The sequence below is a fragment of the Gemella sp. zg-1178 genome (assembly GCF_018790995.1).
GTDB lineage: Bacteria > Bacillota > Bacilli > Staphylococcales > Gemellaceae > Gemelliphila.
Genome location: NZ_JAHKEI010000001.1, coordinates 1 through 11,578, shown reverse-complemented (window position 1 = coordinate 11,578; position 11,578 = coordinate 1). Strand labels below are relative to the sequence as shown.

General features: G+C 27.4%; 9 protein-coding genes, 2 tRNA genes and 1 other annotated feature. All 11 genes read right to left on the bottom strand.

Translation table 11 applies throughout. The annotated features are described in order from the left end of the window. Window positions 1-7 precede the first annotated feature (7 nt). The 11 genes from KMP12_RS00055 to KMP12_RS00005 all read right to left on the bottom strand — a co-directional run bounded on the left by KMP12_RS00055 (window position 8) and on the right by KMP12_RS00005 (window position 11,242). Window positions 8-796: an energy-coupling factor transporter transmembrane component T family protein gene (locus KMP12_RS00055; RefSeq protein WP_215755699.1), complete on the bottom strand. Its 789-nt coding sequence runs from the start codon at window positions 794-796 to the stop codon at window positions 8-10. Then, entirely contained in the window at window positions 789-1,673 is an 885-nt protein-coding gene (locus KMP12_RS00050) for an ATP-binding cassette domain-containing protein (RefSeq protein ID WP_215755698.1), read from the bottom strand. The genes KMP12_RS00055 and KMP12_RS00050 overlap by 8 nt, the downstream gene beginning before the upstream one ends. Then, on the bottom strand, window positions 1,649-2,479 hold the full coding sequence (locus KMP12_RS00045; RefSeq protein ID WP_215755697.1) for an energy-coupling factor transporter ATPase: 831 nt from the start codon (window positions 2,477-2,479) through the stop codon (window positions 1,649-1,651). Before KMP12_RS00045 ends, KMP12_RS00050 begins: the two co-directional genes overlap by 25 nt. Window positions 2,480-2,677: 198 nt before the next feature. After that, on the bottom strand, window positions 2,678-4,309 hold the full coding sequence (locus KMP12_RS00040) for a Na/Pi cotransporter family protein (protein WP_215755696.1): 1,632 nt from the start codon (window positions 4,307-4,309) through the stop codon (window positions 2,678-2,680). A 361-nt stretch (window positions 4,310-4,670) separates the two neighbouring features. Further along, window positions 4,671-4,741 (bottom strand) — tRNA-Cys (locus tag KMP12_RS00035). Window positions 4,742-4,758: 17 nt separating this feature from the next. Further along, window positions 4,759-4,834: transfer RNA gene (locus KMP12_RS00030), tRNA-His, on the bottom strand. Between the two features lie 52 nt (window positions 4,835-4,886). Further along, complete coding sequence (locus KMP12_RS00025; protein ID WP_215755695.1) at window positions 4,887-6,191, bottom strand: isochorismatase family protein; 1,305 nt, start codon at window positions 6,189-6,191, stop codon at window positions 4,887-4,889. 297 nt (window positions 6,192-6,488) lie between these two features. Further along, a complete protein-coding gene (locus tag KMP12_RS00020; RefSeq protein WP_215755694.1) occupies window positions 6,489-9,128 on the bottom strand; it encodes a valine--tRNA ligase in 2,640 nt (879 codons plus the stop codon). Window positions 9,129-9,140: 12 nt separating this feature from the next. Then, window positions 9,141-9,821, bottom strand: a complete 681-nt coding sequence (locus KMP12_RS00015; protein WP_215755693.1) for a hypothetical protein — start codon at window positions 9,819-9,821, stop codon at window positions 9,141-9,143. After that, window positions 9,811-10,518: a DNA methyltransferase gene (locus tag KMP12_RS00010; protein WP_215755692.1), complete on the bottom strand. Its 708-nt coding sequence runs from the start codon at window positions 10,516-10,518 to the stop codon at window positions 9,811-9,813. Before KMP12_RS00010 ends, KMP12_RS00015 begins: the two co-directional genes overlap by 11 nt. A 109-nt stretch (window positions 10,519-10,627) precedes the next feature. Next, window positions 10,628-10,844: a binding site (T-box leader), on the bottom strand. Window positions 10,845-10,903: 59 nt separating this feature from the next. After that, window positions 10,904-11,242 (bottom strand): hypothetical protein, encoded by a 339-nt coding sequence (locus KMP12_RS00005; protein ID WP_252344636.1) that lies wholly within the window; start codon window positions 11,240-11,242, stop codon window positions 10,904-10,906. Between the last annotated feature and the right edge of the window lie 336 nt (window positions 11,243-11,578).

Genomic DNA, 11,578 nt, shown 5'->3' with positions numbered 1-11,578 from the left:
ATAAATTCTATATTATATATATAGTAATAGTTATTAAAAATATTATTATATAGGCTAAAATATCATATTTTTTATATTTGAGTTGCTTATATTTACTTCTTTTTTTATTCGGATCATATCCTCTTACTTCCATAGCTGTTGCAAGTTCATCTGCTCTTTTTAAAGTAGCTACGAAAATAGGAACTAGGATAGGAATAAAGTTTTTTATTTTATTTATCATACCCTTAGCATTAATATTAGCCCCTCTTGATACTTGGGCATTAATTATGCGATTTGTTTCTTCAGAAATAGTTGGAATAAATCTTAAACATATTGAAATTAGAAGGGCAAAAGATGAAATGGGCAATCCTACTTTATTCAAAAAGTTTAAACTTTTTTCTATGCCATGTGTTATTTCATTTGATGAGCAAGTTATCGTAAAAATTACCATCCAAGCAACAACTAAAAAAAATCTTACACTTATTAGTATTATACTTATTACTGCTCCTGTGTAAATATTAAAACCCAATATAGAAATAAGTATATTCCCTTGGCTATTAAATACTAAATGAATAAGTGATGTAAATATTATCAAGATTAGAACTAATTTAAAACTTGCTAATAGATATACAAACTTAATTTTTGAATAATATTTAACAAGTAATAAAATAAAAAATAATATTGAAAATTCTATAATGCTACTAGCTAAAAAAATATTTATTAAATAAACAATCGAAAAAAATAATTTTACTCTCGGGTCTAAATTATGAATTATTGTATTCATAGGAATATATTTATTAGTAAAATAATTACTCATTATAAGAACCCACCCTGCTGTACAAGTCTTGAATTAAATCTTCATAATTATAGTGTATCTTAGAAAGTTTTAGTCCCCTATCCATAATTTTTTTTTGAAATTTTATCATCTCGGGAGCTTGTAAACTATATTTATTATTTTCTATTATCTTTATAAAATATTCTTTATCATCAATATCTTCTACAATTTTTCCACTTTCCATTATCACTATATGATTGGCATATTCTAAAACGTACTCCATATTATGAGTTACTAAAATAATAGTTATCTTTTCTTTTTTGTAAATATCTGCTATTAATTCCATGAACTCACTTTTACTTTTAAAGTCTAAACCAATAGTCGGTTCATCTAAGACTAAAACTTTTGGATTAAGAGCTAAAACTCCACATAAAGCCACCTTCCTCATTTCTCCTCCAGATAATTCAAAAGGCGACCTCTCCAGATAAGTTTCATCTAAACCTACTAATTTTATTAAATCTTTTGCTTTTGCAATAGCTTCCTTTTCTGATAAACCGTAATTTATCGAACCATATATAATATCTTTTAAAACACTTGTTTCAAAAAGTTGTTGTTCTGAAAATTGAAAAAGTACCGCAATATTTTTTCTAATATCAACTAGATTATTTTCTAACAATTTTCTAGCTTTTCCTTTTTTATTTTTTTCTAATATTAAATCACCTATTTTTACAAAACCACTATCTGCCAAAACAAGCCCATTAATATGTTCAATTAAAGTTGATTTGCCACTACCAGTTTTTCCTACTATTGCTGTAAAACTATTATCTTTTATTTTTAAATTTATATTTTTTAAAACTTTATTTTCATAAGGAGTTTTTGCATTATAAGTAAAATTTACCTTGTTAAATTCAATTTGCATAATTTACTTATAGTCACCTCCATATTATCATTCACATCAAAAATATTATTATTAATATACTTACTTAAATCTTGCTTTAATCTGTATAAAAAAGGAATTTTTAAAGAATATTTTTTTAGTAAATTAATATTTTTAAATATTTCTGCTGCATTAGTTTTCTGAATTAACGCCCCATTATTCATTAATATAACACTATCACTATATACTAATTCTTCTACATCGTGGCTTATAGATATTATCGTTATATTGTGGTTTACATTTATTTTTTTTAGATATTTTAATATTTTTTCTCTAGCCTCTGGGTCTAACATACTACTCGCTTCATCTAAAATCAATATTTTAGGTTTTAATGCTAAGGCTGAGGCTATGGCAACACGTTGTTTTTGTCCACCAGATAAATCTTTGGGTTCTTTTTTTCTAAAATCCTTCATATCTACTACATCTAATACTTCAGAAATAATCTTATCCATAAGCTTACTGTCAATATTTCTATTTTCCAAACCAAATGCTATATCTTCTTCAACTGTTGCTCCCACAAATTGATTATCAGGATTTTGAAAAACTATAGCGATATTATTTCTTATATATTCTAAATTTTCTCTACTATAAATTTTATTATCCAAACAAATTTGCCCACTATTTTTTTCGTACTGAGCTGTTATTAACTTAGCTATCGTAGATTTGCCACTCCCGTTATTTCCTAATATACTTACCCACTCACCCTTAGAAATTTCAAAAGAAATATTTTTTAATACTTCTATATTTGTATTTGGATATGTAAAAGATACATCTTCAAATTTTAGCATTACTTTTCTCCCAAAAGATATTCCACTTATTATAACATATATAAATGTAAATGACTAGAAATATAAAAACAAGTAAACTTTATAAAAGTCTACTTGTTTAATTTTATATCATTTGAATTTTATACATTCTATAAACTAATATTAAAAATAAAATTAATAATATTAATACTATAAAATAATATTTATAATTTTTCATTTTTAAATTGAACCTGTTAGTTTTTTCTCTAATATATTTCTTAAATGTTCACAAACTCTAGTAAAGTGTGTAATTAAATCAATATAAACTACCCCAGCTGGAATATCACATTCTCCTGCTTTCATACGGTTAGTATGTCCCTTACGGGCAGATTTTTCTAATGAATAAACCTTATCACAAATTGCTAAAGCCTCACTTGCTACTATATTATTATTTTCTTCCAAACTTTTTACAGTAAGTTCAAGCATTCTTACTGATTGTTCATACATTTCTTGAACTTCTTTTTTTGCAGTATCTGAAAAATTTATATTTTTTCTGATTTGATAATTTACAGATTCAACTATATCTTTGGCATGGTCTCCTATTCTTTCTATGTCACGTGTACTATCTAGTAAATTAGAGGCTTCTGTACCTTCTTTTGGACTTAATTTTTCCCTGAATAATAGAGTTAAATAATTTGTCATTTCCTCATCAATAGAATTAATAGCTTCTTCATAAGTATTACCTTTCTCATTAAGTTTTGCATCTCTACTAAAGAAATATTTAACCGAATTTTCTAAACTTTTTCTTGATAGTAATAACATATCAACAAACTCTTTTTTTACTTGCCCTAATGCTACTGTAGGTGCACTTGTTATTAAAGTTTTTTCAAGAAGTAGAGGTTTATATTTTATAACTTCATCTTCACCAGGTATAAGTTTAGTTACCGTAGTAGCTAATAACCAAATGAAAGGAAATTGTAAAATTGTATTAAATATGTTAAAGGTACCATGAGCAAAAGCTATTGATAATTTAGGATTTAGACCTAAAGCGTTTTGTACATAATTAATAAAAGCTGTATATGGAGCTAATAAAACAAGACAAATAATAGTCCCAATAACATTAAATAGTACATGAGATGCCGCAACACTCTTTGCTGCTAAATTAGAACCAATGACTGCAAGAACTGCTGTAATTGTAGTACCAATATTATCTCCAAACAAAACAGGTAAAGCCGCGTCTAATGGTATAGAGTTATCAGCATATAAATTTTGTAATATAGCTATTGTCGTTGATGATGATTGAATAATAATAGTTAATATAGTACCTACTAATACTCCATAAAATGCACTATCACCAATCCAGTTAAAAACATCTATAAACCATGACATTTCTTTCATTGGCTTCATTGCACTAGACATCAATTTCAAAGCATAAAAAATCCCACCAAAACCAAATAAAATACGACCAAAACTATTAATCATTTTATTTCGTGTGAAAAATAAAAGGGCTGCTCCTAAAAAAATAATTGGTAATGAATATTTAGAAATATTAAAACCAATAATAAATGAAGTTACTGTTGTCCCAATATTAGCCCCCATAACAATACCAATAGCCTGTTTTAATTTAAGAAGCCCTGCTGAAACCAAACTTACCGTAATTACCGTTGTTCCAGAACTTGATTGAATTAATATTGTTACAAAAATACCTGCTAAAACTCCTCTAAATGGTGTGGATGTGTATCTGTCTAAGACATTACGTATCTTGTCTCCAGCAACTAATTGAAGTCCATCCCCCATATATTTAATGCTGAATAAAAATAGACCTAAACCTCCAAAGAAAGTAAATAAAATTTCTTGCCATATAGATGACATAAATTGTCCTCCTAAATTATAAATATGTATTTATCATTGATAAATACTCTTAAATTATATCAAATATAAATTTCAAAAACAACCATATACAAAACTATAATTCAAAATATTTATAAAGTTTAAAAATTTTTATTTAGAATAAATTTTTTTAATAAAATTATTTGGATAAAATTTAATTTTAAAATAATTTATTTTTAATTTTAACTTCTTCTACTAGATTTTAAATTTTAAATATTTCTCACTGAGTGTTTTAAAAAATAATTTAAAATATAAAATTTTACTTGTATTAGCAAATTTTTATTTTTATCTAACCGTATAATTTTACAAATAAAAAAAGACACTTTAAAAGTGTCTTTCTATAAGGTGGATACCGGATTTGAACCGGTGATCAAGGTTTTGCAGACCCATGCCTTACCACTTGGCTAATCCACCAGCATATAAATTCTAAATGGGGCGGCTGACGGGAATCGAACCCGCGTATGTCGGAACCACAATCCGATGCGTTAACCACTTCGCCACAGCCGCCATGTCTTAGAACATATATATTATATATTTTTTGTTTTATCTTGTCAATAGTTTATAATATTTTTACACCGAGTGCCTGCAAATACTCTTTTAGCGTCTTATTTACAAGCTCTTTGTTACTTGCAGTTGCTTCTAAATCAACCCTTATTTCTATATCTTTATGGTAGCTTTGCGTTAAAACTATATTGCTTAAAACACAAATATTAGAAACTAAGCCGCAAAATTCTACTTCCTTATATTGACTTTTAGAAATATACTTAGCCAAGTCTATACTCCCAAAACTTTCTTTTTCAAAAATTCTTTTTGCTTGATTTAAATATTGATTTATATGACCATGTACCTGATGACCCTCTGTATCTTTTTTACAATGCTCAACAGGAATATGTTTTCCTTCTCTAGTCTCAAAATAATCTTCTTTATGAGTGTCTAATGTAAATATTATATCTTGATTTTTTTCTAAATAATCTTTTATTTTATTTTCTATTACTGCTTCTATTTTTTCAGCTTCTGAAAATCCTAAACTACCGTCGACAAAATCTTTTTGGTAATCAACAACTACCAATAATTTTTCACTTGTTTTATTTTTAATATTGTATTTAATAAATATAAATAGAGTTAAGACAAAAATTATTGCAGATGAAATTATTAAAGATTCATCAAGCATTCTAATATTTCTATAATTTATTAATATTAAAATATTTACAATAATAATTAGCAATAAAAATGTAATTATAAATTTTAATTTAGCTTTTAATTCTAAGAAAAATTCTTTTTTACCTAGTTTCTTGTACAAAATATATATTAATAAACCTGTTGCTACTAAAAGAACTAATATTATACCGTATCTATGCAATAAAAAGAATACATGCTTCCAACTTGGACCCAATATATAACCCATAGTTATAAAAGTAAATACCCAGAGAATACCACCAAAAGTTGAATAAATATGAAATTTTTTAGCATCAATTCTTGAAATACCAGAAAAATAACCCAGTATATGTCTAACTCCTGGCAGATAATAAGCAATAATTATTACAATATTTCCATACTTATTAAAAAATTTATTGGCTTCTGTCATTCTTGACTTGGTTAAACCGATATAAGAACCGTACTTGTCAATAGCCTTTGTACCTAATCTTCTTCCTATTTCATAAGATAACTGCATACCTATAATAGTTCCCAAGGAGCCAGAAATTATCATAAATAAATAATTTGCGTGTCCGTAATAACCCATAACTCCAGCTAGAACCATCATTGTTTCTCCTGGTATAGGCAGAGCAACAAATTCTAATATTAATGAAACAAATAATATTAAATAAACATGTTCTGTTAATAATCTAAATAATGTTTCTTCCATTAATTTGTTACACCTCTCCAAAGAATTTTACTGTCTTTAAAAATTAAAATATTAACTTATTATATAATATTTAAAATTCAAAAGCAACCTTACTTGTTTACTAAAAATAGCTAAGCAAAATTTAAAAATTAATTTTTACTTTCTAAGTTATTTTATCTAATCAATTATAAATATACTTTAAATAAAAATATTCGAGCTTTATTAAGTAAAATTAAAAAAATTTATTTTTAGAAATCAAGCTGATAAAAAAACAAAAAATATTTAGCGTGAATTTTTTATCCACGCCAAATATTCTTATTATAAATTATTTAAACTAAGTATTCTTTCTTTCACAGTGTTAAACTGTTCTTGATACATAATTTGTTTTTCTTTTTCTTTATTCACCACAGCTTCTGGTGCAGATGAAACAAATTTTTCATTAGATAATTTTTTATTTACTAAATCTAATTCTTTTTGTAATTTTTCTAGTTCTTTTTCTAAACGTTCTTTTTCTTTGTCAATATCTATTAAGTCTGCTAGAGAAACATAAATTTCTAAATTAGGGAGTATTCTACTAATATCTGTTTCTAGTATATTTATTTCTTTTTCGATAATCAATTCACTCGGTTTAGCAAATTTTTCTAAATATACACTACCACTTAGTAAAATATCTTTTATTTCCTCGTTCAAATATTTAATTTTAATAGGTATTTCTCTTGACATTGGTGCATTAACTTCACTTCGTATGTTACGAACTGCTGTTATTAAATCTTGAATTAACTGCATATCTGCTTTTTCTTTTTCAAATATTAATTCTTCTTTTACTTCTGCAAATTGTGAAGTTACGATACTTTCTCCAGTATGTGGTATGTGCTGCCAAATTTCTTCAGTAACAAATGGCATAAATGGATGCAACATTTTTAAAGACGCATCTAAAACATAGACTAAAACAGATTTCGTAGTATTTTTAACTTTTTCATCTTGACTATTTAATGATATTTTTGCAATTTCTATATACCAAGAACAAAATTCTTCCCAGATGAAATTATACAAGATACGTGATGCTTCTCCAAATTCATATTTTTCAAATAATCTTTCGTAATCACTTATTGTGTGTGCTAATTTAGTTAAAATATATTTATCAGCTAAAGTTTTTTCTCTACTTAAATCTATATCTTCATATTTAAAATCTTCTAAATTCATAATAACAAAACGTGAAGCATTCCAAATTTTGTTGATATAGTTCCAAGAAGCTTCTATTTTTTCTGTTGAATATCTCAAGTCTTGACCAGGTGTAGAATTTGTTGCTAAGAAATAACGCAGACTGTCAGCTCCGTATTTTTCGATAACTTCCATCGGGTCAACTCCGTTGCCTAAAGATTTAGACATTTTTCGACCTTGTTCATCACGCACCAAACCATGAATTAAAGTATCTTTAAAAGGTCTTTTCCCTGTGAAATCTAAACCTTGGAATATCATACGAGAAACCCAGAAGAATATAATATCATAACCAGTAACTAAGCAATCAGTTGGATAGTAACGTTTAAAATCTTCAGCTTCTTCATTAGGCCAATCAAGAGTTGAAAAAGGCCAAAGGGCAGATGAAAACCAAGTATCTAAAACATCTTCATCTTGTGTATAATTTTCTATATCTTTTGGAGGAGTTAAACCGACATAAACTTCTCCAGTTTCATTATGGTACCAAGCTGGTATTCTGTGTCCCCACCAAAGTTGACGAGATATACACCAGTCTTGAATATTTTCCATCCAGTTTGCAAAAGTTCCTTCAAAACGATTTGGATAAAAATTCACTTTTGTATTTTCATTTTTTTGATTTTCTAAAGCCTTATCTGCCAAATATTTCATGGCAACAAACCATTGTTTTGATAGATAAGGTTCAACTACTGCACCAGAACGTTCTGAATGTCCAACAGAATGAATATGTTTTTCAATTTTAAAACATATTCCACTTTCTTGTAAGTCAGCTATAAGTTGCTTACGGCAACTAAATCTATCTAAGCCCGCATATTTATCTGCATGTTCATTCATTACAGCTGATTCGTCCATAACTATTATACGCTCTAAGTTATGACGATTACCAACTTCAAAATCATTAGGGTCGTGGGCTGGCGTAATTTTTACAACACCACTTCCAAAATCCATTTCTACATATTCATCTGCTATTACTGGTATTTCTTTATTAGTAACTGGTAGTAACACTGTTTTACCTATATATTTTTGATAACGTTCATCTTTGGGGTGAACTGCTACTGCCGTATCTCCGAATAAAGTCTCAGGACGAGTTGTCGCTATTTCTAAATAATCTCCAGAACCATCAGCTAGAAAATATTTTAAATGGTAAAAAGCTCCTTCTACATCCTTATAAATTACCTCTATATTTGACAAGGCAGTTCTTTGCACAGGGTCCCAGTTAATTATTCTTTCTCCCCTGTATATTATTCCCCTATTGTAGTGGTCAACAAATATTTTTGTAACTGCCTTATTTAAACCTTCATCAAGAGTAAATCTTTCACGAGAATAATCAAGTCCAAGACCCAATTTCGTCCACTGCTCACGAATGTAGCTGGCATATTCTTCTTTCCACTCCCAAGCTTTTTCTAAAAATTTTTCACGTCCTAAGTCATGACGCAAAATTCCTGATTTTCTTAATTTTTCCTCAACCTTTGCTTGTGTAGAAATTCCTGCATGGTCCATACCCGGCAAGTACAAAACATCAAAACCTTTTAATCTTTTGTAACGAGTTAGCATATCTTGCAAAGTCGTATCCCAAGCATGACCTATATGTAATTTACCTGTTACGTTGGGTGGTGGAATAACTATTGTGTATGGATTTTTTTTACTTTTATTATCAGCCTTAAAAACTTCTTTTTCTAGCCACCAAGAATAACGATTTTTTTCTATTTCTTGGGGATTATATTTTGTTGACATCTCTGACATAATAATTCTCCTTTATTTTAATTTCATTTTTAAAGTTTCTACTACTTCGGATATTTTGATTAATTCATCTATAAAATATTCAAAATTATCTTCCATATCATTTTTTCTTTTATTTATTATTTCTTCATAATCTATTTTTAATAATTCACATAATTCCCTACCTGTCATTATGTGTTCTTCATCGAAAACTCCCTTAAATCCTGATTTTATAACATCTTTATTTTCTTGGTTAAAACTGCATATATAATAATCTGTTGCAAAAGGTATTTTTGCTCCAAACTTCATTGAAAATTCTTCTAAATTTTCTTTTTCTGCCCTAGATTTTTTAGTATCAAAAGCATCACCATTTTTTAGTTCTATAACTTTACAAATTCTATTATTTTCTACTATAAATATCAATAAATCTGGTTCTTTATCTCTAAGTGGAGCTGAATATTTTTTAGATTTTTTAAAAACTTTTTTAGTACATAAATATACGCCATTATCTATACTAGAAATAATCGCTTGCTCTATAAAATAATCTATATCTTCTATTTTGTTAGATTTATCTACTATCATTCTTTCTAATTCCGTTCCATTAGAGATAACTGTCGCCTGTACTTTTGATATTAATTTTCCTAATTCTTCATTTCCCAAAGTTCTAGTATAACCCGAATTACCGTCTGTTCGTCCTTTTGCATTTCTAATTTTCATTTGTTTCATCTCCATAAATTATATCACAACCTAAAAAATTTCTATTAGTATCCTTACAAGCAGTAAAAACAGAATATCCACCAGCTGCAAAATCTCCTACAATATCATTTTCTTCCGTTGTTGCAAGTATTAAATTTTTTTGTAATTCTATTGGTTTAGAGTGAGCATGACTTTTTATTATTTTTTCTTCCCATACATCTGGTATATTATGTAATTTCCAAGTTGATTTAGCTTTTTTAGGTTCTTTTTGGATAACAATTAAATATTCACTTCTTCTTCTTGAGCGATATCCCATACCTATTTTTTTCTTATCCCAAGTTATCATATCTACTGTATGTAATTTCTTAACATTTAAAAACCATTTTTTTATTCCTTCGACTAAATGAAATTTATCAACCCATAAAAATAAATAACCGTTAGGTAGTAAGACTCTATCTATATTTATTATAAATTTTTCAATTATATCATCAGTCATCTGAGGTAATTCAGAACGAACTTTCCCTCTACTAACACCTTCATTTCCATAAGACATTTTATCTAAAATACCCCTGTACTGAGGGTCAAAAAAAATTATTTTTAAAGTTTCATCTTCTACTAATTCTAACAAATCTAATCCATTCATTTTATTTTTTTTATTTAAAAATTTTTCCTTATTGAATGATTTAATTTTTTCTACATCATCAAAAATTTCATTCATAAAAATACATTTCCCCTTTCCTAAATATTTTATAAATAAAAAAACTTAGTAAACTACTGTTCACTAAGTTTTATATATTATCTTTTTTTTGGTAACCTAGCAAATTATCCAAAAGGACGAATTACTCCGTGGTACCACCTTTTTTCTAACGCATAAGTTAGCTCTCTATTAGATTATCGCTCTAACACGTCCAAGACTACTGCAAATTTCATCTAAGATGCTCACCGTCTACTTCAAAGTTTGCTTAGGAGAAATCTCTCAACCACCAATTTCTTTTCTGTATCCTAGGTACGCAAAACTCCTACTTATCGGCTCATCGCATTTTATATTCTTAAAATACTTTACTATAATATCATAATTATTATTTTAATTCAAGAATAATAAATTAAATTTCTACTTGCATACCTACCTTCAAATTTTTTGCTTTTTGTAAAATAAGTTCTGCCACAACTAAATCTAATACTGCACTGCCTACTGTTTTAAAAAGTGTAATTTCATTTTGTGATTTTCTTCCTGAAATTTTTTTATTAATTAATTCTCCAAGCTCTCCAGTAAATTTTATAACTACTTTTTCTGAATTTACGGCACCTATAGCTTCCTTTAAAAATTTGTCAGAGGCTGCTATTTCAAATTTACCTACTTGACTTTCTATTTCACCGCTAGCCAAACCTGGCATATAAAGAGTTTGACCTTCATATTTTCTATTATTTATATTTGTTCTCAATGGTATATTAGTAGCATTTTAATACATAGACAAGGCTTTTTTGCAAGTATAAGTAGCTTCTTTCATAGTAAAGCATTGTTTCATATCTTCTGCTGCCAGGCTTAACATGTTTTTTCTATTTACTAATTCTATAATATTAAATCTCTATGTCCTAAGTCAATAAAGTTTATTGTTTTAAAGATCTTCTTTTACTTGAAAATATTTTGTTTTTTGTATTTTTTTATAGAAAAAGAACTAGAAATCAATCTAGTTCTTTTTATTTTTTTATTTTTGTTGTCTTCTTGCTAGTAGTATTGTTCCTACTAACATAAATAGACCTATTCCTATAGAGCTTGT

What these genes read in the sequence shown, in the direction of transcription:
- KMP12_RS00015 (WP_215755693.1), bottom strand. Translation starts at nt 9,821, where the DNA reads ATGAAAATTAGAAATGCAAAAGGACGAACAGACGGTAATTCGGGTTAT.
- KMP12_RS00025 (WP_215755695.1), bottom strand. Translation starts at nt 6,191, where the DNA reads ATGGAAGAAACATTATTTAGATTATTAACAGAACATGTTTATTTAATA.
- KMP12_RS00040 (WP_215755696.1), bottom strand. Translation starts at nt 4,309, where the DNA reads ATGTCATCTATATGGCAAGAAATTTTATTTACTTTCTTTGGAGGTTTA.
- KMP12_RS00020 (WP_215755694.1), bottom strand. Translation starts at nt 9,128, where the DNA reads ATGTCAGAGATGTCAACAAAATATAATCCCCAAGAAATAGAAAAAAAT.
- KMP12_RS00055 (WP_215755699.1), bottom strand. Translation starts at nt 796, where the DNA reads ATGAGTAATTATTTTACTAATAAATATATTCCTATGAATACAATAATT.
- KMP12_RS00010 (WP_215755692.1), bottom strand. Translation starts at nt 10,518, where the DNA reads ATGAATGAAATTTTTGATGATGTAGAAAAAATTAAATCATTCAATAAG.
- KMP12_RS00050 (WP_215755698.1), bottom strand. Translation starts at nt 1,673, where the DNA reads ATGCAAATTGAATTTAACAAGGTAAATTTTACTTATAATGCAAAAACT.
- KMP12_RS00045 (WP_215755697.1), bottom strand. Translation starts at nt 2,479, where the DNA reads ATGCTAAAATTTGAAGATGTATCTTTTACATATCCAAATACAAATATA.